The sequence below is a fragment of the Mycolicibacterium sp. HS_4_1 genome, from assembly GCF_054515875.1.
On the sequence record NZ_CM137261.1, the window covers coordinates 5,165,213 to 5,189,836 of the forward strand.

Here is a 24,624-nt window from a genome sequence, read left to right on the forward strand (position 1 = left end):
CAATGCGTTCTCGATTGGTCCCGGCGATGGTGGCGGTACTGGTGGCCGCCGGCTGCGGCGAGGCCCCACCCGCGGCAGGACCGCCGAGCATCACCATCGCGCCGCCCACACCCGCCGGCATGCAGGTGCAGACCGCGGTGCCGGACCTGGGCCCCGAGGACAAGTCCGACTGCACCGCGAGCCTGCGGCCGTTCCCGACGCCCGAGGCCGCGGCGGCGGCCGTCACCAACATCAAGGACAGGGGCCGGCTGATCGTCGGGCTCGACATCGGCAGCAACCTCTTCGCCTTCCGCGACCCGATCACGGGCCAGATCACCGGCTTCGACGTCGACATCGCCGGTGAGGTGGCACGCGACATCTTCGGCACCCCGTCACAGGTCGAGTACCGGATCTTGTCGGACAACGACCGGATCTCGGCACTGCAACACAACACCGTCGACATCGTGGTGAAGACCATGAGCATCACCTGCGAACGCCGCAAGCTGGTGAACTTCTCGGCCGAGTACTTCTCCGCCAAACAGCGCATCCTCGCCGCCCGCGACTCCGACATCCGCAAGCCCGCGGACCTCTCCGGCAAGCGGGTGTGCGTCGTCACGGCCACCACCTCGAAGGCGCGGCTGCAGCGCATCACCCCGCCGCCGATCCTCGTCGAAGCGGTCACCTGGGCGGACTGCCTGGTGGCGCTACAACAGCGACAGGCCGACGCCGTGTCCACAGATGACGCCATCCTGGCCGGCCTCGTGGCGCAGGACCCGTACCTGCACATCGTCGGGCCCAACATGGCCGAGGAGCCGTACGGCATCGGCATCAACCTGAACAACACCGGGCTGGTCCGGTTCGTCAACGGAACGCTGGAGCGGATTCGCCGCGACGGAACGTGGAACACGTTGTACCGCAAGTGGTTGACCGTGCTGGGCTCGACGCCGAACCCACCCGTACCGAGGTACAGCGACTGATGCCCGACAGCGAAGCGACGACCGGCCCGGTGGACGCGGGTCCCGACACCGACCCCGGAACCCAGGCCGTCGAGGTGACGTGGGACTCGTTGGCCACGATGCGGCCGATGGGCACGCAAGCGGTGTTCCGGCCGCAGTTCGACGACTCGGCCAGCATCCCGGTGCCCGTTCCGCCTGAACGCGATTCCGCCCCCACCAGTCTCGTCACCGCGACCACCCGGGTCTCCCCCATCCGTCGCCTGGGCGGTGGCCTGGTCGAGGTGCCTCGAATGGTGGACCAGGATCCCCTCTCGGCGCTGATGACCAATCCCGTGGTGGCCGAAGCCAAGCGCTTCTGCTGGTCCTGCGGCAAGCCGGTCGGTCGGTCCGAGAACGGTGAACCCGGCCAGTCCGAAGGCTCGTGCCCGCACTGCGGGGCCGCGTATTCGTTTCTGCCGCAACTGAGCCCGGGCACCATGGTGGCCGACCAGTACGAGGTCAAGGGCTGCATCGCCCACGGTGGGCTGGGTTGGATCTACCTGGCGCTGGACACCAACGTCAACAACCGGCCGGTCGTGCTCAAAGGCCTGGTGCACTCCGGCGACGCCGAGGCGCAGGCGATCGCCATGGCCGAGCGGCAGTTCCTCGCCGAGGTCACCCATCCCGCGATCGTGAAGATCTTCAACTTCGTCGAACACGCCGACAAACACGGCGACCCGGTCGGCTACATCGTGATGGAGTATGTCGGCGGCATCTCGCTGAAGCAGGTGAAGGGCGCCAAACTGCCGGTGGCCCAGGCGATCGCCTACATGCTGGAGATCCTGCCCGCGCTCGGCTACCTGCACTCCGTCGGCCTGGTCTACAACGACCTCAAGCCCGAGAACCTCATGCTCACCGAGGAACAGCTCAAGCTCATCGACCTCGGCGCGGTGTCACGGATCAACTCGTTCGGATTCCTGTACGGCACACCGGGTTACCAGGCGCCGGAGATCGTCCGGACCGGCCCGACCGTCGTCACCGACATCTACACCGTCGGCCGCACCCTCGCGGCGCTGACGCTGAACCTGAAGACGGACAAGGGCCGCTACGTCGATGGGCTGCCCGAGGACGATCCGATTCTGGCCCAATACGATTCGTTCGGCCGGCTGCTGCGGCGCGCGATCGATCCCGACCCGCGCCGGCGGTTCGGCAGCGCCGAAGAGATGTCCGGGCAGCTGCTCGGCGTACTGCGTGAGGTGGTCGCCCAGGACACGGGCACACCGCGGCCCGGTCTATCGTCGGTGTTCAGCCCGTCGCGCTCGACGTTCGGCGTCAACATGCTGGTGGCCCACACCGACGTGTACATCGACGGGCAGGTGCACACCGAGAAGATCACCGCACCTGAGATTGTCCGGGCCCTGCAGGTGCCGCTGGTCGACCCGGCCGACGTCGGCGCGACGGTGTTGTCGGCCACCGTGCTGAGCCAGCCGGTGCAGACCCTGGATTCGTTGCGCGCGGCCCGGGAAGGCTCGCTCGACTCCGAAGGGGTGGATCTGTCACAGTCGGTCGAGCTGCCGCTGATGGAAGTGCGCGCGCTACTCGACCTGGGCGATGTCGCCAAGGCCAACCGGAAGCTGGAGAACCTGGCCGACCGGATCGGTTGGCACTGGCGGCTCGTGTGGTTCCGCGCGGTCGGCGCACTGCTGTCCGGTGACTATGCCGCGGCGACAACGGATTTCACCGAGGTTCTCAACACCCTGCCGGGCGAACTGGCGCCCAAGGTGGCCTTGGCGGCCACCGCCGAACTGTCCGGGTCGGAGGCTGAGCGGGCCTTCTATCAGACGGTGTGGAACACCGACAACGGCATCATCTCAGCCGGTTTCGGGCGGGCCCGGGTGCAGGCTATGGCCGGCGACCGCGAAGCCGCGGTTCACACCCTCGACGAAGTTCCGGCCACCTCGAGACATTTCACCACGGCGCGACTGACCAGCGCCGTCACACTGTTGTCGGCGGCCACCACCGCTGAGATCACCGAACGCCAAATCCGCGATGCCGCACGCCGAGTGGAGGCGTTGCCGGAAACCGAACCGCGTGTGCTGCAGATCCGGACGCTGGTGCTCGGCACGGCCCTGGACTGGCTGGCCGACCACACCGCCAGCACCAACCACATCCTGGGCTTCCCGTTCACCGAACACGGTCTACGCCTCGGAGTCGAGGCCTCCTTGCGCGCGCTGGCCCGGGTGGCGCCAACGAAGGCGCACCGTTACGCGCTGGTGGACCTGGCCAACAACGTGCGGCCGATCAGTACGTTCTAGCGGTGGCGCCGAAGCCCCGTCGGTGTGTCGGTCCTGGCGTGTCGCCTCACTTCTGACCACTTGCGATACGGACCTGTCAACACCGGGCGACATCGTCAACTCATGATGACACTGTCAGCTCGTGATGACAGGTCTCGCTCCGGCATGTCCGGGAGGGACCGCCGGAGACCGCGATTCACCGATATCGGTCCCGCAGCTGCGGGTCGTTCTGCCACCACAGTCCGGACGCCGGGGCCTCGGCTTCGGAAGCGGACTGGGTGGCAGAATCGGCCTGCATCGCCGGCCCTGCCGGTTCGGCGGGCGCCGCCAACTCGGCCGCGTCCAGCTCGGCATCGACCTCCGCCGCCTTGCGTCGTTCGTCAGAACCCAGCGCCCGCATCAGGAGCAAGATGAACGGCACACCCAGGACGTCACCCAGAATCCACAAGATCCCGGCGCCGAACGTCTGGTCCTGGCGGATGCTCGGGCCGAAGTCGCGGTGCAGTCCGGCGTAATAGTCGTAGGCGATCACCGGGCCGAGCCACAACACCAGACCGAGGATGCCGTCGCCGAGACCCTCGGCCACGCTGATCCCGATAGACAGCAGCGGCGGGTAACGCCGCGGCACCGGGTCGACCTGCAAGCGGGCATAGAAGTAGGCGAAGCCGATGCCCAGCAGCACAAGCCGGGTCACGGCGGCCAGTGGCCCGGTCATCGACGCGAGGTACCACGGCGTCAGGTACAGCAGCCACGGCGTCGCCAGCATCAGCACCGAGGTCACCGGAGGCGACAGGAGCAGTCGCGCCGGGGCGGAATTCAGCACCGCGTCGACGCGCTCCTGCACCGATGGACTGAGCACGGCCCGCATCGTCGCGACCGGGCGGCTCAGCGCGAAGAAGAAGGGCACGACGTAGAGCAACAGCAGGACTTGGAGGGCGCGTACCCAAAACAGCGCCGGCGCGTAGACCGCGAGGGCGCTGAGCGTCGATACCGCCCACACCACGGCTGCGACGCCGAAACACCACAGCTGGTTCCGGGTCACCGGGGTGCGCCGACAGGTCCAAACCAGGGCGCCGATGCCGAGCAGCATCAACACCACAGCCACAGGGTCAAATGTCCCGGTCAAAGGGTGCACGAGGCGCAAGCTACGCCCCTACCCTGGGAGGTTCCTTCAGGAAACCTTGCAGACCTCGACGCAGGCCCGCGCGATGGCCAGCTCTTCATCGGTGGGGATCACCAGCACGCTCACCGGCGAGGTATCCGTGGAGATCCGCCGGGCCCCGCGCACCGTGGACCGGTTGCGCTCCTCGTCGACCTCGATCCCGAGAGCCAACAGCCCGGCGAGCGCATCCCGGCGGACCGAGGCGTCGTTCTCGCCCACCCCGGCGGTGAAGGTGACGACGTCGGCTCCGCCCAACAACGCCAGGTAGCCGCCGATGTACTTGCGCAGCCGGTGGATGTAGACGTCGTAGGCCAGCTGGGCCGCTTCGTCACCGTCATCGATGCGCTTGTGCAGCTCGCGGAAATCGGTGGCACCGCCCAGTCCCGATACGCCCGAGTGGCGGTTCAGCAGAACGTCGATCTCCTCGATCGACATTCCGGCGGCGCGCGACAGGTACATGATGATGCCGGGGTCAACGTCACCGGAGCGGGTGCCCATCACCAAGCCCTCCATGGGTGTCAGGCCCATCGAGGTGTCGATGGGCCGGCCGCCAGCGATGGCCGACGCCGACGCACCATTACCCAGATGCAGGACAATCTGATTCACCGATTCGAGGGGCAGGCCCAGGAACTGTGCGGCCTGCTCGCTGACGTACTGGTGCGACGTGCCGTGGAAGCCGTACCGGCGAATGTGCCACTTGTCGGCCACATCCCGGTCGATCGCGTACTCGGCGGCGGCCGCGGGCAGGTTGTGGAAGAAGGCCGTGTCGAACACCGCGACATGCGGTACGTCCGGCAGCAGCTTGCGGGCCGCGTTGATGCCCATCAGCCCCGGCGGATTGTGCAGCGGCGCCAGCGGGGCGAGCTTTTCGAGTTCGGCGATCAGCTCGTCACCGATCAGCGTCGGCCGGTAGAACCGCCGGCCACCATGCACGACGCGGTGACCGACGCACGCGATCTCGCCGGCCGACACTCCGGCGGCCTTGACCGCATCGAACACCTGCTGCAACGCCTTCGGGTAATCCTCGACCCGCTCGATCACGCCGTCAGCCAGTGACTCGCCCGAAGCCGGTTGCACCAGTCGGTATTTCACCGACGACGAGCCGCAGTTGAGAACCAGTACGGGCCCGCTCATTTCGCTCCTTGAGCCTGAATCGCCGTGATGGCAACGGTATTGACGATGTCCTCGACAAGGGCGCCGCGGGACAAGTCGTTCACGGGTTTGTTCAGGCCCTGCAGCACCGGGCCGATCGCGATGGCGCCCGCGCTGCGCTGCACCGCCTTGTACGTGTTGTTGCCGGTGTTGAGATCCGGGAAGATCAGCACCGTCGCCCGGCCGGCCACCGGCGAATCCGGCATCTTGGTCGCGGCCACCGAAGGCTCCACCGCGGCGTCGTACTGGATGGGCCCTTCGACCAACAGCTCCGGCGCCCGCTTGCGCACCAATTCCGTTGCTGCCCTGACCTTGTCGACGTCCGCGCCCGTCCCCGAATCGCCTGTCGAGTAGGACAGCATGGCCACGCGCGGCTCGATCCCGAACTGCGCGGCGGTCTGCGCCGAGCTGATCGCGATGTCGGCGAGTTGCTCGGATGTGGGGTCCGGCACGATCGCGCAGTCACCGTAGGCCAGCACCCGATCTGCCAGACACATCAGGAAGATGCTCGACACCGTCGAGATGTCCGGCGCGGTGCGGATGATCTCGAACGCCGGCCGCACGGTGTGCGCGGTGGTGTGAACGGCACCGGACACCATGCCGTCGACCATGTTGTTGTGCACAAGCATGGTGCCGAAATACGAGACGTCGTGGATGATTTCGCGGGCCTGCTCGAGCGTCACGCCCTTCTTCTTGCGCAGTTCGGCGTACTGCACCGCGAACTGGTCGCACAACTCGCTGGTCCGTGGATTCAGCACCACGGCGGCCGACAGATCCACACCCAGCTCGGCGGCCCGCGCCCGCACCGTCGGCTCGTCACCGAGAATGGTGAGGTCGGCAACGGAACGGGCGAGCAGCCGGCCCGCGGCGCGCAGAATCCGGTCATCGTCACCTTCGGGCAAGACGATGCGCTTCCGGTCGGCCCGGGCCCGGTCCTGGAGCTGATGGGTGAACATCTGCGGCGTGGTGACGGTAGGAATCGGAACCGCAAGCTGGGCAAGCAGATCCGTCACATCGACATGCTTGTCCATCAAGGTCAGCGCCGTGTCGATCTTACGAAGCGACGTGGCCGTCACCCGACCCTTGGCCAGCGACGCGGCGCGCGCGGTGTCATAGGTACCCAAGTCGGTGGCCACGATCGGTAACCGCAGCCCAAGGCCCGCGACCAGCTTCGCGATCGACGGATGCAGCGGCAGGCCACCGTTGAGAACCAGGCACGAGATCGACGGAAAGTTTTCTGCCGCATGGGCGCTGGCGATCGCCAGCACCACGTCCGACCGGTCGCCCGGGGTGATGACGGCCATGGCGTCGGTGAGACGCTCGAGGCAGTGCTCGGCCGTCATACCCGCGACCATCACACCCATCACTTCACGGCTCAGCAGCTCGGCGTCACCGCTGAGCACCGTGCCGTGCACCGCGTCACGCAGCTCGGCCACCGACGGCGCGGAGAGCAACGGTTCCTCGGGCAGGACATAGCTTTTCGGCGCGAACCGCGCCAAAGCAGCAGCGACCGCAGCCAATTCGTCAGGCGCGCACCGGTTGGCCACCACCGCGGCGGTGTGCGCGTGCTGCACCGCCAGCTCGGCCAGACACAACTCCACGACGTGGGCGACCTCGTCAGGAGTGCGCTCCGCGCCCCGCACCGAAAGCAGCACCGGCGCGCCCAGATTGACCGCGATGCGCGCGTTCACCGACAGTTCGGTCGGCGACGCGACGTCGGAGTAGTCACTGCCCACGATCACCACGGCATCGCACTTGTCGGCGACGCGGTGGTACCGGTCGACGATGTCGGCGATCGCCGCATCCGTGTCTTCGTGCAGCTGCTGGTAGGTGACACCCACGCAGTCGTCGTACTCCAGACCCGCGGTGGTGTGGGTCAACAGCAGCTCGAGGATGTAGTCGGGGCCGTCGCCGGCGCGCGTTATCGGCCGGAACACCCCGACCCTGGCGACCGTGGCCGCCAGCCGGTGCAACAGCCCTAGCGCGATGGTCGACTTGCCGGTGTCGCCTTCAGGTGAGGCGATGTAGATCGCGGTTGCTTCGGGCACGGCGACAGCCTATCGAGCCACGTCGTCCGTCAGGCCAGCTTGCGCAGCCGAGGCTCAAGATCGGTCTTGAACAGCTCCAGAAAACGACGCTGGTCCTGCCGGGGGTCATGGAACACCAGGTGGTTCAGGCCCCAGTCGACATACTGCTTGACCTTCTCGACGGCTTCGTCCGGGTCCGACGCCACGATCCAGCGCTTGGCGACCTGCTCGATAGGCAGCGCGTCGGCGGCCGCTTCCATCTCGATCGGGTCGTCGATGGAGTGCTTCTGCTCGGCCGTCAGCGACAGCGGCGCCCAGAACCGGGTGTTCTCCAACGCCAGAGCGGGGTCCGGATCGTAGGAGATCTTGATCTCGATCATCCGGTCGATATCGTCGGGGTTCTTGCCCGCCGCCTCGGCACCCTCGCGCATAGCGGGGATCAGCTTGTCCTTGTACAACTCCTCGCCCTTGCCCGAGGTGCAGATGAAACCGTCGCCCGCACGGCCGGCGTACTTGGCCACCTGCGGCCCGCCCGCGGCGATGTAGATCGGGATGCCACCCTCGGGCACGTCGTAGATCGAGGCGCCCTTGGTCTTGTAGTACTCGCCTTCGAAGTCGACGCGGTCGCCGAGCCACAGCTCACGCATCAGCCGCACGGACTCGCGCAGCCGCGCATACCTTTCTTTGAACTCCGGCCATTCGCCTTCATAACCGGTGGCGATCTCGTTGAGCGCCTCCCCGGTGCCGATGCCCAGGAAGATCCGGTCCGGGTACAGACAGCCCATGGTCGCGAACGCCTGCGCGATGACGGCCGGGTTGTAGCGGAACGTCGGGGTCAGCACCGAGGTGCCCAGGATCAGCCGCTCGGTGCGCTCGCCCACGGCGGTCATCCAGGCCAGGGAGAACGGGGCGTGGCCGCCGGTGTGGCGCCATGGCTGGAAGTGATCACTGACGGTGGCGCTGTCCATGCCCGCCGCTTCGGCGGCCACCGCCAGCTCGACAAGTTCACGCGGGGCGAACTGCTCCGCCGACGCCTTGTATCCCAGCCTGAGTTCAGCCATGAGTTCCGTTCCTGTTCGCTTGCTGCCGCGACATTGCTCCTCGCGTGCGCATACGCCCAATTGCTCCTCGCGTCCGCATGCACCTACTTTTCTACTCTGCCTACACTCGCCTCATGGCGGCAGCCCTGAGCGCGATCTCCGAGAATGTTGACTTCAACGTTCACTTCGCCCAGACCGATCTGGTGAACTGGACCCTGGTCAGCGACGGCAGCGGGGTGATCCTGATCGACGCCGGCTACCCGGGCCAGCGCGACGACGTCCTCCGTTCCCTGCGCGACCTGGGCTTCGAGGCCGGCGACGTGCGGGCGATTCTGCTCACGCACGCTCACGTCGACCACCTCGGCGCGGCGATCTGGTTCGCCAAAACCCATGGCACGCCAGTGTTCTGTCACGGCGCCGAAGTCGGCCACGCCAAACGCGAGTATCTAGAACAGGTTTCACCGACCGATCTACTGACGCGGGCCTGGAACCCGCGGTACCTGGCCTGGTCACTGACCATCGTCGGCAAGGGCGCGCTGGTGCGCGAGGGCATCCCCGGCGCGCAGGCGCTCACCGCGGACGTCGCGACCACACTGCCGGGCAGCCCGCAGCTGATCCCGAGCCCGGGGCACACCGGCGGGCACTGCTCATACGTGTTCGGCGACGTGCTGGTGGCCGGCGACGCCATCATCACCGGACACCCGGTGCTCACCAAGGGCGGCCCGCAACTGCTGCCGCAGATGTTCAACCACGACCAGGCCGCATGCGAACGGAGCCTGTCCGCGCTCGGCCTGCTGGACACCCAGGTGCTGCTGCCGGGCCACGGCCCCGCGTGGCGTGGCCCGGTCCGTGAAGCTGCCGAGCTGGCCCTTCGGCGGAGCTGAACTCAGACGCTGCGCTTGACGAGTTCCAGGAACAGCACGAACAGCCCGGCCAGCAGCAGGCCGCCCGCCACGACGACGGCCGGCAGGAAGAACATGTGGTCGAGCTCTTCGTCGTCAAAGATGTTGTTGCCCTGCGCATCACGGTTGATCGGGCCATAGAACACCCGACCGAAGGCGGACCAGCGCACTGCGCGCGCCCGGCGCCGGTGCGGGTTGTCCTCGGCCATCCGGACGAAGCGGGTCCGCGCGACCATACCGGTCGCCAGCACGACCAGCGCGGCGACCAGCAGCAGACACCCGACGGTCCAACCGGAAAGCACCAATCAAGCGTATCCACCGGACCGTCGGATCGACCCCAATTCTGGAGCCTCCAGCTGGGGATCCGGCGCATGATGATGCTGGTCATTGCCGGAGAGCAACATCAACTATACTCAATTGCGAATTCCATCAATTCGTCAATCAGGAGGTGCCGCAGTGGTCGACAACGTGCTCAATGGCCCCGAACGGCCGCTGTATGAGATCAAGGCGAACCTCTTCAAAGCCTTGGCGCACCCGGCCCGCATCAGGGTGCTGGAGATCGTGTCGACCTCCGACGGCCCGACCGCGGTGAGCGACATCCTCGCGGCCAGCGATATCGAGCCGACGCTGCTCTCGCAGCATCTGGCCGTACTCAAACGCCACCACGTGGTCACCGCGAATCGGACGGGCAACGCGGTGCACTACACGCTGGCCCATCCGAAGATTGCTGAGCTGTTGGTCATCGCACGGACCTTTCTTGCCGATACCCTTGCGGCTCAACGTGATCAGCTCGATGTTGTCGGCTCGCTACCGCCGATCGGCACGGGTCGATGATCAGCGCCGCCGGTGACCGCATCGCCCGGTTGTTGCCGTCACGTATGGACTATGCCGGCCTGAGCCGCTCGTGGCGTCGTGATGTCCTGGCCGGGGTGACGGTCGGAGTGGTGGCGTTGCCGTTGGCGCTGGCGTTCGGCATCAGTTCGGGCGTCGGCGCGGCAGCTGGTCTGGTCACCGCGGTCGTGGCCGGGCTGGTGGCCGCGATATTCGGCGGCTCGCACGTCCAGGTATCCGGGCCGACCGGGGCGATGACGGTGGTACTGGCGCCGATCGTGGCTCAGTACGGGTTGGGCAGTGTCGCCCTGGTCACCATCTTGGCCGGGGTCATCGTCGTGGCCGCAGGCATCACCGGTGTGGGGCGCGCCGTGACCTTCATCCCGTGGCCCGTGATCGAAGGATTCACCCTCGGTATCGCCATCATCATTTTCCTGCAGCAAATCCCCGCCGCACTCGGGCAGCCGGCACCTGCTGGACGATCCCCCCTGATGGCAGCGGCCGACGTCGTCTCGCACATCGACATGGGTGCGGCGCGGCCCGCACTGTTCGTCACCGCGCTGGTGGCGGTGCTGATGGTCGTCCTGCCGCGGTTGCATCGTGCGGTGCCGGCGTCGTTGGTCGCGGTGGTCGCGGCGACCGCACTGGTGGTGGCTACCAAGTTGCCGGCGTCGGTCATCGGGGACCTGCCGTCGCGGCTACCGACACCGGTATGGCCACACGCCGATCTGACGGCGCTGCACTCTCTGTTCGGTGCGGCGCTGGCGATCGCCGCGCTGGCCGCGATCGAATCACTGCTGTCGGCACGAGTGGCAGCGACGATGTCCCCGACCGGGCCCTACGACCCGAACCGGGAACTGCTGGGGCAAGGACTGGCATCGGTGGCCTCGGGAGTGTTCGGCGGCATGCCGGCAACCGGAGCGATCGCCCGCACCGCGGTCAATGTGCGTTCCGGTGCGCGCACCCGGGTCGCGGCGATCGTGCACTCGATGATGCTGCTCGCCGTGGTGTATCTGGTCAGCGGCCCCGTCGGTGCGATCCCGCTCGCAGCACTGTCGGCGGTACTGATGGTCACGGCGTGCCGGATGATCGCACCCCACACGGTCACCCGGATTCTGCGATCCACCCGCTCGGGCGCGGTGACCTTCCTGCTCACCGCGACCGTCACCGTCTGTTTCGATCTGATCCAGGCCGTCGAGATCGGTATCGCCGCCACAGCGCTGTTCGCGCTGCGCACGCTGGCCCGGCGGAGCAGCGTCACCCGCGAGGACCTGCCCGGCCCGTATGTGCCCGGCGACGAGCACATCGCGTTGCTCCGGCTCGACGGCGCCATGTTCTTCGGTGCGGCCGAACGGATCTCAACCGCCATCACCGATGGCAACCATCCCGACACGTCGGTCGTGATCATCCGGCTGTCCCAACTCGGCATGCTCGACGCCACCGGCGCGCACACCCTGACCCACATCGCCGAAGACCTCGAGGCACGGGGCATCACCGTGATCATCAAAGGCGTCCGACCCGAACACCGAGACCTGCTCGCAGGTGTCGGCATCATCGACTCGCTGCGCCATGAGAACCATCTCATCGACACCCTGGACGACGCCATCGCCCACGCCCGCAGCCACACCACCCGGTAGCGCCCCAACCCGGCACGGCCGCATTCCGTCGAACCCCGTCTAAGCGAGGAACCAGATATGAGCCTGACCAGCCATGCTCCCACCACCGATGGCACCGCCATCGACGCCACCGCACTGCACCGCGCCGTCGGTGAACCCGCCAAAGGCCACGCCCTGCACCCGGCGGTATCCGGGGTACGTCCAGGCTCGGGCGTCCTCGTGATCACCCGCGGCCCCGGTACCGCCGGGCGGTTCCTGCTCACCGATGCCGTCGTCGCCACCGGCCGGCACCCCGACAGCACGGTGTTTCTCGATGACATCACCGTCAGCCGTCACCATGCGCAAATCCGTTGGCTCGACGGCGAATACTGGATCTTCGACGCCGGTAGCCTCAACGGCACCTACGTCAACGGCACCCAAATCCAATCCCTCCCGCTCACCAGCGGCGACGAAATCGAGATCGGCAAATTCCGTCTCACCTTCACCTGCCAACCGCACGGCCCGCGACGCTCCTGAGCGCCATGTGCCACGCCCCCGTCAGGTCAGGTGTTTTCGGTGGTGGGCATGGCGATCAGAGGTCGTTGCCGGCGTAGGACAGGTTGAAGCTCTTGTTGGTCAGCGGAAAGTCAGGAACGATGGTGTCGGCCATCGCTACCGGCAGGGCGGGCCAGTTAAACCACGAGGGGTCAACGATTTTCGAGCGGGTGATGTGTCCGGCGTCGAGTTCGACGCGGTGCACGATGGTGCCTCGCCAGCCTTCGACGATGCCGACTCCGCTGCGGCGGCCGCTGCCCGGCTCGACAGCGGTGGTGTATGTGGTCGGACCGGGGCACGTTTCGAGCAGGTGGCAAGCCAGCTCGATGGAGGCGGCAACATCGTCCCTGCGCACGGTGTAGCGGGCCAGCACGTCGCCGGCATCGGATCGGGTCTCGGTGACCGGCAGGGCGACGACGGGGTGGTCGAGGCGGGCGTCGGTGCGGATGCCGCTGGCGCGTGCCACATATCCGAGGCATCCGATGGCCTGCGCATCGTCGAGCGGCAGCACCGAGGTGCCGGTGAAGCGTTCGGCCACAATGGTATTGGCTAGGGTGAGCGCGGCAACCTCGGCGAGGTCGGCGCCGATCGAGCGTAGCTCGCCCGGCGTGGGCAGAGTTAGCAGCCGCACCGATCCGGGGCTGATCGCGCCGCGCAGGAGGCGATGACCGGTCACGGTGGCGTTGAGCCGCAGTAACCGTTCTCGGATGCGCAAGCAGTGGCTGTTGGCCAGGGAGAACCCGACGTCATTGGCCAGGGCGCCGAGGTCGGCGGCCAAGTTGTAGAGCCGTTCGAGTTCGATCAGCAGGGCCCGAAGGCGTTGGGCTGGTGGCGGAATCTCGATGCCGAGGCAGTTTTCGACGGCCAGGCTGTGCGCGAGGGCGTGGGCGGCGGAGGTGTCGCCGCTGACGCGTTCAGCCAGTGCGGTGGCGTCGGTGGCCGGCGTGCCCTCGAAGAGCTTTTCCAGTCCGCGGTGGACGAACCACAGCCGGGCCTTGACGCGCAGCACCGTTTCCCCGACCACCGAGAACCGGAAGTGTCCAGGCTCGATGAGACCGGCATGGACCGGGCCCACCGGGATCTCGTAGACCCCGGTTCCCTCGACGGTGACGAACGGAAACCGCGCGCCCTGGGCGAACTCGGGTGCGGGCCCGGCGCCCGCGCGCATCGGATACCAGTCGGCGGGCCAGTGTGCGTGACGGACCAGTCGCCGCGGCCGGGGATGGCCCACCGGGGTGATGCCGTACAGGTCGGCCATTTCGCGTTCGAAACGGCTGGCCGGGAACGACAGGTATCCCAGCGACGGCATCGCCTGGTCATCGGCGGGCAGTAGGCATTCCAGTTCGACGCGCCGGTCGGGGCGCCCGGCCAGAAACAGGTAGACGATCCGCAGCCGACCGTCGTCGTCGTGGGCCGCCACCAACGCCAGCCGGAAACCGTCGGTGAGCAACTGCTCGGCCATATCGGCGACCTCAGTGCGCTCGATACGGTACTGGTGACGCTGTGGGTTCATCGCAGCGCGCCGAGTTGGGTTGCGGCGCTGTGCAGCAGCGCGGTCAACGGGCCGGCGGTGATACCGAGAGCGATGGACAACCCCACCCCGGCGATCAAGGAGCCAGCGACGGTGCTCGGTAGGGTCAGCGGCGGCGCATCTGCCGGTGACGGACCGAGCAGCAGCCGGCCGCCGTTGCGCACCAACGCGGTGAACGCGACCGCGACCAGCAGCATCGCCGCGGCCAGCACCCACACGAGGCGGGCATCAGCCAGGGAACGAGCAATGCCGAGCTCGCTGGCGAACAGGGCGAACGGCGGCAGACCGGCCAGTGCGATAAGACCGGCGGCGAAGCATCCGCCGACCAGCGGGCCGCGGCGCAGCACACCGGTGATATCGCCGATCGCGGTCGAACCGTGGCTGACCTGGAGCTGGCCGCCGGCCACGAACAGCACGGTTTTGCCGATGCCGTGGGCCATGACGTGCAGGAGCAGGGCGGTGATGGCTAGCGGGGTGCCCGCCGCCGCCGCCAGCGCGATCAGGCCCATGTTCTCCATCGACGAATATGCCAGGAGCCGTTTGAGGTCACCGGTGACGGTCAACATCGCCGCTGCTACCAGCAAAGTGGCCAGGCCGATGGTGATCAGTCCGGCGCGCAGGAATCCTGGTCCGGTCGCGGCGTCGATCACTGGTTTGATGCGCAGCAGCACCGAGAACGCCACGGCGAGCAGTACCCCGCTCATCAGCGCCGATACCGGGGCCGGTGCCTGGCTGTGTGCGTCAGCGAGCCAGGTGTGAAACGGGACGAGCCCCGTTTTGGCGCCGTATCCGATCAGCAGCAGCCCTCCGGCCAGGCGGGTGACGGCGGGATCGAGGGTGTGTGCGTAGGCGGCGAGCACGTCGAGATCGAGCGCGTGGGCGCTCGGCGCGAGTGTGTGCTGGGCGGCGAAGTACAGCAGGACGGTGCCCAGGAACGCGACCGCGATGCCGACCGAGCAGATCACCACGTATTTCCAGGTGGCTTCCAGCGCGTGGCGGGTGCGGCGGTGCCCGACCAGGAACGCGGTGATGACGGTGGTGGCTTCGATGGCGACCCAGATGATGCCGATGTTGTTGGCGCACACCGCGATCACCATGGCGGCGATGAAAGCCGGGGTGAGCGCGCCGTACAGACGGGCTGCCTGGGGGTCGGTGTGGCCGGCGGCCAGTTCGGTGCCGATATAGCCGATGCTGGCCGCGGCGGCGAGTGCGGCGACGACGCCGATGACGACGAGCAAGGTGACCGACAGGGCGTCAGCCCGCAGCAGCCCACCCAGCGCGATATGCGGCGCCGCACCCAGCTGTGCACCCAGTGCCACGCCGCACGTCAGCACGACCAGCGCCGCGAGCAGGGTGAGCGCTGCGGTGGCGCGGCGCCAGCCGGCTACGAGGTTGACCAGCGCGGCGCCGGCGGGGGCACCGATCGCGGTGAGGAGCAGTGGGGTCATCAGTCGTGCAGCTCCTGCAGCTGATCGAGGTCGGCGCCGCCGAAAGCCCGGCGCAGTCGGCCGGTGAGCACGCCGATCACGATCAGCGCGAACAACACGTCCAGCGAGGCGCCCAGTTCGACAACCAACGGGACGCCCGCGGTAAGCAGGAACGCTGCAGCGGCAAGTCCATTGTCTACCAACAAGAATCCCGCGGCCTGCGATACGGCGTGGCGGCGAGTGACCATGACGAACAGGCCGATGAGGATTACCGCGATCGCCGCCGGCGCCGCCGCGACCGTAGGCCCGCGGTCCAGCGCGATGACGGGTTGAGTGACCGCGAACGCCGTCACTGTCAGTACCGCGGTGATCAACAGCGAAGTCGCGGTGTTCACCACCGGTGTGGCCTCGCGCCCGGTTTCGGGTTCGCCGGCCACCGCCCGTGCCAGCAGCCACGGCAATGCCAGTGCCCGCAGCATCAGCACGGCGATCCCGACTCCGGTGAGCAGCGCGTCGTTGCTGACGATGCCGCTTGCCAAGGGGATGGTTGCCAGCGCGACGCCCTGCCAGGCCAGGAGCCCGACGATGGCACGCAGTTGGCGGCGCCACACGACGAGCACCGCGGCCAGGATCAGCCCGCCCGCAGCGAAGTCGATGACCACGGCGAAGACGCTGGCGGTCATGTCCGAACTCCTCTCATCTAGTGGAACAGATTGGCCGACGTCACCGCCAGCAGGGCCAGCACGAACGATCCCGCCAGCAACTCCGGCACCCGAAACAACCGCAGTTTGGCGAGGAACACCTCGGCGCTGGCCAATACCGCCGCTGCCGCGCCGACTTTGATGGCGATCGCCCCAACACCGAGCACGATGGTCGCTGCGGTCGGTCGCCCGGCCGAGATGCCCCACGGCAAGAACAGGTTCGCCAACAGCGCCAGCAGAACCGTGAGGCGCATCGCGGCTGCCCACTCCACCACCGCCAGGCGCGGACCGGCGTACTCGAGCACCATCGCCTCGTGCACCATCGTCAGCTCCAGGTGGGTGGCCGGGTTGTCCACGGGCAGGCGCCCGGTCTCGGCGATGATCACCACCACCAGCGCCACGAACGCCAGCACACCGGCCACCGAGGCCACCTGCCCGGGATGGGCCAGCGTGTGGGCTACCAGGGCACCAAGATTGGCCGAGCCGGCCGGGATCGACAGCGCGAAGACCGCCAACAGGATCGTGGGTTCCACCAGCGCGGCGATGGTGATCTCGCGGCTGGCGCCCATCCCGCCGAAGGAGGTGCCGGTGTCGATCCCGGCCAGCGTCAGGGCGACGGTGCCGAGGAACAGCAAACCGACCACCGCGAACAGGTCAGCCGCGGAGTCCAGCGGCGACCCGGTCGCCACCAACGGGGCGATCGCGGCGATGAGCAGTGTGGTGGCGGCCAACACCACCGGCGCCGCGGCGAACACCACCGTGGTGCCGCGCGGGGTGATCTGCTGTTTGCCCATCTGCTTGACGATGTCGCGCCAGGGCTGCAGCACCCCGGCGCCGGCGCGGCCCTCCCAGCGTGCCCGGACTTGCCGCATCAGCCCGATCACCACCGGAGCGCCCACCATCACCGTGAGCAGCTGAGCCGCTCCGGCAACGATCGCCATCGGGTTCATCGGGCGATCACCAGCACGACCAGCACGCCCAGGGCACCGTAGAGCAGGTACAGGTGCACACTGCCGGTGTGGGCGCGGCGCACCAGGGCGGCCGCGGCGGCCACTCCGGCGAGCACCGGCCGATACCACCGCTCTTCGATCGCATCCCCGATGCGGCTGCGATAGGTGACCTGCTCGGCCATGTACCGCGATTCGGCGAGGTGGGTGACCTCGATATCGGTGTCGGGACGCAGCACATCATCGAACACCCGCTGCAACGGCTGGGCGAACGAGGTCGCGGTGTACTCCATGCGGGAAGTCAGCTCATCGCCACCACAGGCCCACAGCGGCAATACGGCCGGCGGAGGGCGCCGACGCGATCGCCACCGCGCCAGCATCATCACGACGATCACTGCCGCCGCCAACCCCGCAGCGATCCATGCGGGGGAAATCGACGCCGGCAGGCCGGGCAGTGCCACCACGGCACCGAAACCGGTGAACGCCGCAGCCCGGGCCGTGGGCAGCACACCCAACACCGTGCTCAGAACCTGGGCCAGGACGGCGGGCACCAGGGCCACGACGAAGCACGCCGCGGCAGCCAGTGTCATCCCGGCGAGCATGCTGGCGGGTGCTTCCCGCGCCCGGGCCGCCGGTTCGGAGCGGGGCCGGGCCAAAAAACCGATCCCGAAGGCCTTCACCATGGCCGCCACGCCCAGCCCGGTGGTCAGCGCCACGGCCCCGACCGCCAGGGGCGCCGTCAAGGCCAGGGTGATGTCCGCGCCCCGCGCGGCGTGCACCAACGACTGCACGAGCAGCCATTCGCTGACAAACCCGGCACCCAGGGGCAGGCCCGCCGCACCGAGAGCGGCCACCCCGAACAGTGCGGTGGTGGCCGGCATCGGCCGTGCCAGCCCGCCGAGGCGGTCCAGGTCCCGCAGCCCGGTGCCGGCCAGTACCGATCCGGCCGCCAGAAAGCCCAGACATTTGAACGCGGCGTGCCCGATAAGATGCACCAGTGCAGCCGCCGCCGCGATCATGGCCGGCGTATGGGCCCCGGACTGCGCGCACAGCATGCTCGCGCCCAGCGCCAGGACGATCAGGCCCATGTTCTCGGTCGTCGAATAGGCCAGCAGCCGTTTGAGATCGGTCGCGACCGAGGCCTGCAGCACCCCGTACAGCGCGGAGGCGGCACCAACGACCAACAGCACCAGACCCCACCAGCGCGGCCCCGGGCCCAGCACCAGCAGGTCCACGCGGATGATGCCGTAGACCCCGAGGTTGACCATCGCCGCGCTCATCAGCGCCGACACGGGGCTGGGTGCCTCCGGATGTGCCCGCGGCAGCCAGGCGTGCAGTGGCACCAGCCCCGCCTTGGACCCAAACCCCACCAGCGTCAACACAAACACTGCGGCCCGTGCGCCCGAAGGAACCTGCCGCATGTCAACGAACGTGGTGGCTCCGCCGGCCGTCGCGAGCACCAACAGACCGAGCAGGATGGCCACAAAACCGAGCTGCGTCATCACCGCGTACCACAGCGCGGCCGACCTTACCTCGGCGCGGCGGTGCTCGGCGGCCACGAGCACCACTGACGTGAGCGCCATCAGTTCCCACGCCAACAGGAACGTGCTCACCGATCCCGCGGCCGCGACAACCAGCATGGCCGCGACAAAGAGCGGCAGCACCGCCAGGGCGGTCGCGGGCAAATGCTCGCGCCGCGCGTACCCGGCCGTGTAGACGCCGACCGGGATCGCAACCGCCCCGGTCAGCGCCAGGAAAAAGCCGCCCAGCGGGTCGATGGCCAGCTGAACCCCCCAGAGCGGAACCAGCCAGTCGATATTCAATGTTTGCGCGGACGTGAACAGGCCGACCAACCCGACCCCGATACCCAGCGCCCCGACACCCACGGTCGCCAGGCTGGCAGCGATCACGAAACCGTTGCGGCTCAAGGCCGCCCGCTCAACCACCCCGGCGCGGTGCGCGGTGACGGTCACGTACCCGTCACCGACCGCAGCGCGGCGATGATCTGATCAGGGGTGGGCGGGCAGCCCGCGATCTCGACATCGACATCGACGACGTCATGAACTGCGCCGAGGACACCATAGGCGTCGGCGAACACGCCCCGGTTCAACGCGCAATCACCACACGCGATCACCACCCGGGGCAGCGGCGTGGCTGCGACGGTGTGCCGCAACGGATCAGCCATATTGTGGGTCACCACGCCGGTCACCAGCAGGGCATCAGCATGCCGGGGTGAGGCCACCAGCCGAGCCCCGAACCGCTCTGCGTCATATACCGGCCCGAACGCCCCGGAAATCTCCACTTCACACCCGTTACACGAGCCCGCATCCACATGCCGGATTTGTAATGAACCCCGCACTCCGGCAACCAAATTGGCGACCTGTCCTGTTGCCGGTGCGGCGGGTTCGGCGATCCGGCCGATGCGCACGATCTTGGACAGCCAACCCCGGACGGCGCCCGTCACTGGCCGGCCTTTAGTTCCTCAAGCACCGCAACCCGGTCACTGAGCACCGCGGCCAGCACCGCACGGGCCACCCGCAGCAGCTCGGCCACTTGCGGTGAGCTGATCGAATAGGTGACCGTGTTGCCCTCGCGGCGTGCCACCACCACACCCGCGCGGCGCAACACCGCCAACTGTTGCGACAAATTCGATGTCTCTATACCGACCTCGGGCACCATTTCGGCCACCGCCCGGTCCCGCTCACTGAGCAGCTCGAGCACCCGGATTCGCGCCGGATGGCCGAGTGTCTTGAAGAACTCGGCTTTCAACTTGTACCACGGCTCAGAATCCACACGCGCCCCTGAACGAAGCAGCACCTCAACAAATGATCGATTGAAGAAATTATCAGATCATCATGCCGAAGGTCGCCGGCTTGAGCGAACCGGTGGCCACGGTCGTCGAAACGGGCAATTGGGCTCGGATCGGCCGCCGGCGGGGGGACCACCCCAGGTACAGTGACCTACACCACAATCGCCGGAGAGAGGCCGACCCGTGTCCACGACCACGACCGAACTCCATGACCTCATCAACGGCCTCCGGCGGTGCACGAGTGCGCTGACCACCAAATACGGTGATGACGCGGCAACACGACGGATCATCAACGACACCGACAGCCTGCTCAACGACGTCGAGCGTCTCGACATCGACACCGACGAACTCGAATCAGGGCAGAAGCAACCAGGCCCCGCGCCGGAGAAGATCGCCATCACCGACGCCCCCGTCGAACCCACCCTCTGGCGCGGGATCGACGACGAGGGGCTCGGCGGCAGCCACTAGCACCGGTAACCGGTAACGCCTCGACGCCACCTTGCACTGACCGGTCCGCTCGCAGTCCCGGTCCAGGCCACGCAACGCGGGCGGGCTCCTGCCCGCTGGTGCCGGGTTGGGGCTCCCAGGGACTGTCCGAACAACGGTGGATCTGATCTTGGTCTGACACGCCGAGCGTGAGCTTGGCGGGAAGGACTGACGATGTCAGAAACACTCGAATCTATGGCGATTGACCTGGATCAACGGCAGCTAGCGGAGCAGCTGCTCGCACAAGCGAAGGAACAAGGCGTCGAGCTGGTCGGCCCGAATGGGCTGCTGAACCAGTTGACCAAGAACGTGCTGGAAACGGCACTGGATGCCGAGATGGCCGAGCACCTGGGCTATGACAAGCATGACCCGGCTGGCCGCGGCAGCGGTAATTCCCGCAACGGCACCCGGACCAAAACGGTGTTCACCGAGATCGGCCCGGTCGAGATCGACGTGCCGCGGGACACCAACAGCTCGTTCGAGCCGCAGATCGTGAAGAAACGTCAACGGCGCCTGACGGGGATCGATGAAATCGTATTGTCGCTGACGGCAAAGGGATTGACCACTGGGGAGATTGCCGCCCACTTCGCCGACGTCTACGGAGCCACGGTATCCAAGGACACCATCTCGCGGATCACCGACAAGGTGGTCGGCGAGATGACCGAGTGGTGCAACCGGCCGCTGGAGTCGGTGTATCCGGTGGTGTTCATCGATGCGATCTTCGTCAAGGTCCGCGATGGTCAGGTCACCAACCGGCCCATCTACGTCGCGATCGGGGTCACCTGCACCGGTGAGCGCGACATCCTGGGCCTGTGGGCCGGCGATGGCGGTGAGGGTGCAAAATTCTGGTTGGCGGTACTCACAGAGATCAAGAACCGCGGCACCGCCGATGTGTGCATGGTGGTCTGTGACGGCCTCAAAGGGCTGCCGGAGGCGATCAACACGGTGTGGTCCCGCGCGGTGGTGCAGACGTGCGTGATTCATCTGCTGCGCAACACCTTTCGTTACGCGTCGCGTAAGTACTGGGATCAGATCGCCAAGGACATCCGGCCGGTCTACACCGCGGCAACCGAGGCTGCGGCCAAGGAACGGTTCGTCGAGTTCACCGCCAAGTGGGGTGCGCAGTATCCGGCAATCACGGCGCTGTGGGAGAACGCCTGGAGTGAGTTTGTGCCGTTCCTGGACTACGACGTCGAGATTCGTCGCGTCATCTGCTCGACGAATGCGGTCGAATCCCTCAATGCCCGCTACCGGCGGGCGATTCGGGCCCGCGGGCACTTCCCGACCGAACAGGCCGCGCTCAAGTGCCTCTACCTGGTGACCCGATCCCTAGACCCCACCGGCCGCGGTAAGGCACGATGGGCGATGAGGTGGAAGCCCGCACTGAACGCGTTCGCGATCACCTTTAACGGCCGGATCACTCCGACTGGCAACTAACCAAATGCCAGGATCAGATCCACCGTTTATCTGACAGTCCCGGCTCCCACCGGGGTAGGACGTTTCATCCCCTGGGACGAGCCCGGTGGGAGCCGACGATAACGATAGACCGGGGCGTTGTCCTGCAGTGTTGCGGGGTTGCTAATGTTTGCATGTTGTTGATCTGGGTGAGGTGGGTTGTGTGGTGGATGCGCGTCAGCCGCTGTACCGGATGAAAGCGGAGTTTTTCAAGACACTCGGGCATCCGGCGCGAATCCGGGTGCTCGAGCTGCTCGGTGAGCGGGATCGGTCGGTGGCCGAGATGCTGCCGGAGGTCGGTATCGAGCAGGCGAACTTATCTCAGCAGCTGGCGGTGCTACGCCGCGCGGGATTGGTCACCTCCCGCAGGGAAGGCCTGTCGGTGCTGTACACGCTGTCGTCACCGGAAGTGGCCGAATTGCTGGCCACGGCCCGGCGGATTCTGACCGGGGTCGTTGCCGATCAGGCCGGCTGGCTCGACACCGCCGACGCGGCTCCGGTGCAGACGGCTACCGGCCGACGGCGGTAACGCGAGGCCAGTTAGGGCGCCGCTCGCGACGTGACCGGTACTTGCATTTTTTCTTATGTTGTTATTTTCGTTGATCTTTATGTTGCGGCCCTGACGGAGGAGCTAAGGCGATGAATTCGGTGGATACGCACGATCAACAACAGCCGGCGCCCGGATGGGTGCCGACCACACATCCGGGCGTGTTGGGCTGGGTCGCGGACATGGCGGACCTGTTGGGGCCGGACAACGTGGTGTGGTGCGACGGGTCGCGCGCCGAACGGGACCGGCTGACGTCGGTGCTCGTCGAGCGCGGCACGTTCGTGCCGCTGACCGGCAAACCGAATTCGTTCTGGTGCACCTCCGATCCGGCGGCGTTGACCCGAATCACCGATAATTTTGCCGGCCACACCACAGGAGGCTGACCATGACCGATAACGAGCAGGCACCCGCGGCACAGGACGCCACCGCCGGTACCACCGCGGTCTTTCGCTCTCAACCCGGTTCCCCGGAACCGTCGGAACAGTCCGGTCCTGCCCAACAGCAGGAGTCCACTGTTGGCGTGGTGGTGTTTGGCTCGGGCACGCTGCTGACCACTCGCGGACCGGGCAATCTCACCCGCTATCTGCTGAACCGCACGACTATCACCGCAGGCCGCAACCCCGATAGTGACATCTTCCTCGACGACGTCACCGTCAGCCGCGCGCACGCCGAAATCCGTTGGCTGGACAACGAATATCGAATCAGCGACGTCGGCAGCCTCAACGGCACCTACGTCAACGGCGTCCAAGCCGAATCACAACCTCTGAGCGACGGTGACGAGATCAGGATCGGTGTGTTCCGACTATCCTTCGCCTGTCGCCGAACCCCCTGACCGCCGTAGGTGATGGTCCTCACCGGACGATATGGATTGCGGCCCAGCCTGATTCAGCCCGCAGGCGCCGTCGCAACAACTATGCGAACGGGACTGTCAGATAGACGTCCTGACCGGCTCCGACAGGTTCAGCCGTCGGTCACGACGAGTGGATATCGGGCGTCCGCACATGCTCGGGACGGAAACCGCGGCCGACGAGCAGCGGCGGGATGTATTGCAGCGGGCCCTTTCCCACGAATGACGGCACCGCGATCGGGGACAGGTCGCCGGCCAGGTTGGGTTCGATCACCCGGTCCTGGGCCAGCACCTGGCCGGCCTGGATGATGCGCGTCGGCAACTCCCGGCGGCGCTGCACCTTGGCCAGGTCGGCGTCGGCCAGCAGGCCGTTGCGCAGCGGGCCGCACAGGATGTTGGCGGCGGCGACCGCGTCTGCCACGGCCAGGTTGATGCCGACGCCGCCCGCCGGCGACATCGCGTGAGCGGCGTCGCCGATGCACAGCAGCCCGGGCCGCCACCAGGTCTTGAGCCGGTCCACGCGCACATCGAGGTGACTCGTGTCATCCCACGACTTCAAGTCCTCGACATGGTCGCGCAGCTGCGGCCGCACCGACGCGAGCCGGGCCTTGAAGTCCTCGAGCGACCCGCCCTGCGGATTGGCGCCCTTTGGCATGAGATATGCGACCTGCCAGTAGTCACCGCGGTAGATCATCGCCATCAACAGGCCCTTGCGGACGATCCCGAACAGTTCCCGCGGGTCACCGGGGCGCCAGCCGAGCCGGAACCAGAGCACGTCCATGGGGCTATGCGCTGCCGCGACCTCGAGGCCGGCCGCCTCACGGACCGCGGACTTGCGGCCGTCGGCGGCCACCACCAGGTCCGCGCGTACCTCCAACTCGGGTGTGCGCACTCCGACCACCCGGCCACCCTCGGTGATCAGGTCGGTCACCTCGGCATTGCGGATCAAGGTGAATTCCGGGTAGGCGGAGGCCTTTTCGGCGAGAAAGTCCAGGAAGTCCCACTGCGGCATGAGCGCGATGTACGGTTCGGGGAAACGCAGCAGCCGCAGGGCGCCGAAGCTTCCGAAGGTCCGGATGGTCCCGTCCGCGTCCATGCACACGCGGTTGATCTTCGTGTGCGGCAGCTTCAGGAACTCATCGATGAATCCCAACTCGTGCATGATGCGCAACGTGGTGGGGTGCACGGTGTCGCCGCGAAAGTCCCGCAGAAAGTCGTTGTGCTTCTCCAGCACGACGACGTTGATCCCGGCCCGGGCCAGCAGCAGGGCGTGTACCAGACCCGCGGGTCCACCACCGGCTACACAAACTTGAGTCCGCAGCGCGCGCGTCATGCCCCGACAGTAGTCCGTCAGGGCGGCCGAATCGGGGCTTCAAATCAAAACTTGACACGTGTAAAGTTT

At 67.2% G+C, this 24,624-nt stretch carries 23 protein-coding genes and 1 pseudogene; 11 read left to right on the forward strand and 13 right to left on the reverse strand.

Going from position 1 to position 24,624, the window contains the following annotated elements; genetic code table 11:
* Nucleotides 1-2 precede the first annotated feature (2 nt).
* Both ACX12F_RS25005 and ACX12F_RS25010 read left to right on the forward strand, forming a co-directional pair.
* On the forward strand, nucleotides 3-956 hold the full coding sequence (locus ACX12F_RS25005; protein ID WP_459366965.1) for a glutamate ABC transporter substrate-binding protein: 954 nt from the start codon (nucleotides 3-5) through the stop codon (nucleotides 954-956).
* Complete coding sequence (locus ACX12F_RS25010) at nucleotides 956-3,229, forward strand: serine/threonine-protein kinase PknG (RefSeq protein WP_459370495.1); 2,274 nt, start codon at nucleotides 956-958, stop codon at nucleotides 3,227-3,229. Before ACX12F_RS25005 ends, ACX12F_RS25010 begins: the two co-directional genes overlap by 1 nt.
* A gap of 175 nt (nucleotides 3,230-3,404) precedes the next feature.
* Here ACX12F_RS25010 and ACX12F_RS25015 read toward each other — a convergent pair whose 3' ends face one another.
* The 4 genes from ACX12F_RS25015 to fgd all read right to left on the reverse strand — a co-directional run bounded on the left by ACX12F_RS25015 (nucleotide 3,405) and on the right by fgd (nucleotide 8,610).
* Nucleotides 3,405-4,298 (reverse strand): cytochrome c oxidase assembly protein, encoded by an 894-nt coding sequence (locus tag ACX12F_RS25015; protein WP_459370496.1) that lies wholly within the window; start codon nucleotides 4,296-4,298, stop codon nucleotides 3,405-3,407.
* Nucleotides 4,299-4,379: 81 nt separating this feature from the next.
* Nucleotides 4,380-5,504, reverse strand: a complete 1,125-nt coding sequence (locus ACX12F_RS25020; RefSeq protein ID WP_459366966.1) for an acetate kinase — start codon at nucleotides 5,502-5,504, stop codon at nucleotides 4,380-4,382.
* On the reverse strand, nucleotides 5,501-7,570 hold the full coding sequence (pta, locus tag ACX12F_RS25025; RefSeq protein ID WP_459366967.1) for a phosphate acetyltransferase: 2,070 nt from the start codon (nucleotides 7,568-7,570) through the stop codon (nucleotides 5,501-5,503). Before pta ends, ACX12F_RS25020 begins: the two co-directional genes overlap by 4 nt.
* Nucleotides 7,571-7,599: 29 nt before the next feature.
* Nucleotides 7,600-8,610: a glucose-6-phosphate dehydrogenase (coenzyme-F420) gene (gene fgd, locus ACX12F_RS25030; protein ID WP_459366968.1), complete on the reverse strand. Its 1,011-nt coding sequence runs from the start codon at nucleotides 8,608-8,610 to the stop codon at nucleotides 7,600-7,602.
* A 113-nt stretch (nucleotides 8,611-8,723) separates the two neighbouring features.
* On the opposite strand from fgd, the gene ACX12F_RS25035 reads away from it, so the two are divergent.
* Nucleotides 8,724-9,473 (forward strand): MBL fold metallo-hydrolase, encoded by a 750-nt coding sequence (locus ACX12F_RS25035; RefSeq protein WP_459366969.1) that lies wholly within the window; start codon nucleotides 8,724-8,726, stop codon nucleotides 9,471-9,473.
* A 2-nt stretch (nucleotides 9,474-9,475) separates the two neighbouring features.
* Here ACX12F_RS25035 and ACX12F_RS25040 read toward each other — a convergent pair whose 3' ends face one another.
* A complete protein-coding gene (locus ACX12F_RS25040) occupies nucleotides 9,476-9,793 on the reverse strand; it encodes a hypothetical protein (RefSeq protein ID WP_459366970.1) in 318 nt (105 codons plus the stop codon).
* Nucleotides 9,794-9,947: 154 nt separating this feature from the next.
* On the opposite strand from ACX12F_RS25040, the gene ACX12F_RS25045 reads away from it, so the two are divergent.
* The 3 genes from ACX12F_RS25045 to ACX12F_RS25055 are packed head-to-tail and all read left to right on the forward strand — an operon-like array spanning nucleotide 9,948 to nucleotide 12,454.
* Nucleotides 9,948-10,325 carry an ArsR/SmtB family transcription factor gene (locus ACX12F_RS25045; RefSeq protein ID WP_459370497.1) on the forward strand — a complete coding sequence of 126 codons (378 nt, stop codon included), beginning with the start codon at nucleotides 9,948-9,950 and terminating at the stop codon, nucleotides 10,323-10,325.
* The gene (locus tag ACX12F_RS25050; protein WP_459366971.1) at nucleotides 10,322-11,959 is read left to right on the forward strand and encodes a SulP family inorganic anion transporter; all 1,638 of its coding nucleotides are present in this window, start codon (nucleotides 10,322-10,324) and stop codon (nucleotides 11,957-11,959) included. The genes ACX12F_RS25045 and ACX12F_RS25050 overlap by 4 nt, the downstream gene beginning before the upstream one ends.
* A 57-nt stretch (nucleotides 11,960-12,016) precedes the next feature.
* A complete protein-coding gene (locus ACX12F_RS25055; protein ID WP_459366972.1) occupies nucleotides 12,017-12,454 on the forward strand; it encodes an FHA domain-containing protein in 438 nt (145 codons plus the stop codon).
* A gap of 55 nt (nucleotides 12,455-12,509) precedes the next feature.
* Here ACX12F_RS25055 and ACX12F_RS25060 read toward each other — a convergent pair whose 3' ends face one another.
* From ACX12F_RS25060 to ACX12F_RS25090, 7 genes are read right to left on the reverse strand one after another with little or no spacing between them, the layout of a single operon-like run.
* Complete coding sequence (locus ACX12F_RS25060; RefSeq protein ID WP_459366973.1) at nucleotides 12,510-13,985, reverse strand: hydrogenase large subunit; 1,476 nt, start codon at nucleotides 13,983-13,985, stop codon at nucleotides 12,510-12,512.
* Nucleotides 13,982-15,451: a proton-conducting transporter transmembrane domain-containing protein gene (locus tag ACX12F_RS25065; protein WP_459366974.1), complete on the reverse strand. Its 1,470-nt coding sequence runs from the start codon at nucleotides 15,449-15,451 to the stop codon at nucleotides 13,982-13,984. Before ACX12F_RS25065 ends, ACX12F_RS25060 begins: the two co-directional genes overlap by 4 nt.
* Nucleotides 15,451-16,113 (reverse strand): hypothetical protein, encoded by a 663-nt coding sequence (locus tag ACX12F_RS25070; protein WP_459366975.1) that lies wholly within the window; start codon nucleotides 16,111-16,113, stop codon nucleotides 15,451-15,453. Before ACX12F_RS25070 ends, ACX12F_RS25065 begins: the two co-directional genes overlap by 1 nt.
* Nucleotides 16,114-16,130: 17 nt before the next feature.
* On the reverse strand, nucleotides 16,131-17,072 hold the full coding sequence (locus tag ACX12F_RS25075; protein ID WP_459366976.1) for a respiratory chain complex I subunit 1 family protein: 942 nt from the start codon (nucleotides 17,070-17,072) through the stop codon (nucleotides 16,131-16,133).
* A 5-nt stretch (nucleotides 17,073-17,077) separates the two neighbouring features.
* On the reverse strand, nucleotides 17,078-19,006 hold the full coding sequence (locus ACX12F_RS25080) for a proton-conducting transporter transmembrane domain-containing protein (protein ID WP_459370498.1): 1,929 nt from the start codon (nucleotides 19,004-19,006) through the stop codon (nucleotides 17,078-17,080).
* A gap of 41 nt (nucleotides 19,007-19,047) precedes the next feature.
* Nucleotides 19,048-19,542, reverse strand: a complete 495-nt coding sequence (locus tag ACX12F_RS25085; protein WP_459366977.1) for an NADH-quinone oxidoreductase subunit B family protein — start codon at nucleotides 19,540-19,542, stop codon at nucleotides 19,048-19,050.
* A complete protein-coding gene (locus tag ACX12F_RS25090; protein ID WP_459366978.1) occupies nucleotides 19,539-19,871 on the reverse strand; it encodes an ArsR/SmtB family transcription factor in 333 nt (110 codons plus the stop codon). Before ACX12F_RS25090 ends, ACX12F_RS25085 begins: the two co-directional genes overlap by 4 nt.
* Nucleotides 19,872-20,070: 199 nt before the next feature.
* Here ACX12F_RS25090 and ACX12F_RS25095 point away from each other — a divergent pair, with 199 nt between their 5' ends.
* The 5 genes and pseudogenes from ACX12F_RS25095 (at nucleotide 20,071) to ACX12F_RS25115 (ending at nucleotide 23,207) form a co-directional block, all read left to right on the forward strand.
* A complete protein-coding gene (locus ACX12F_RS25095) occupies nucleotides 20,071-20,355 on the forward strand; it encodes an Rv0250c family protein (protein ID WP_459366979.1) in 285 nt (94 codons plus the stop codon).
* 213 nt (nucleotides 20,356-20,568) lie between these two features.
* Complete coding sequence (locus ACX12F_RS25100) at nucleotides 20,569-21,810, forward strand: IS256 family transposase (protein WP_459366463.1); 1,242 nt, start codon at nucleotides 20,569-20,571, stop codon at nucleotides 21,808-21,810.
* 184 nt (nucleotides 21,811-21,994) lie between these two features.
* Nucleotides 21,995-22,357 carry an ArsR/SmtB family transcription factor gene (locus tag ACX12F_RS25105; protein ID WP_459370499.1) on the forward strand — a complete coding sequence of 121 codons (363 nt, stop codon included), beginning with the start codon at nucleotides 21,995-21,997 and terminating at the stop codon, nucleotides 22,355-22,357.
* A 110-nt stretch (nucleotides 22,358-22,467) separates the two neighbouring features.
* A pseudogene (locus ACX12F_RS25110) lies at nucleotides 22,468-22,728 on the forward strand (phosphoenolpyruvate carboxykinase (GTP)); the annotation flags it as partial.
* A gap of 32 nt (nucleotides 22,729-22,760) precedes the next feature.
* Nucleotides 22,761-23,207: an FHA domain-containing protein gene (locus ACX12F_RS25115; protein ID WP_459366980.1), complete on the forward strand. Its 447-nt coding sequence runs from the start codon at nucleotides 22,761-22,763 to the stop codon at nucleotides 23,205-23,207.
* A 139-nt stretch (nucleotides 23,208-23,346) separates the two neighbouring features.
* Here the strand turns inward: ACX12F_RS25115 and ACX12F_RS25120 are convergent, their stop codons facing one another.
* Nucleotides 23,347-24,555 carry an FAD-dependent oxidoreductase gene (locus tag ACX12F_RS25120; RefSeq protein ID WP_459366981.1) on the reverse strand — a complete coding sequence of 403 codons (1,209 nt, stop codon included), beginning with the start codon at nucleotides 24,553-24,555 and terminating at the stop codon, nucleotides 23,347-23,349.
* Nucleotides 24,556-24,624: the final 69 nt, after the last annotated feature.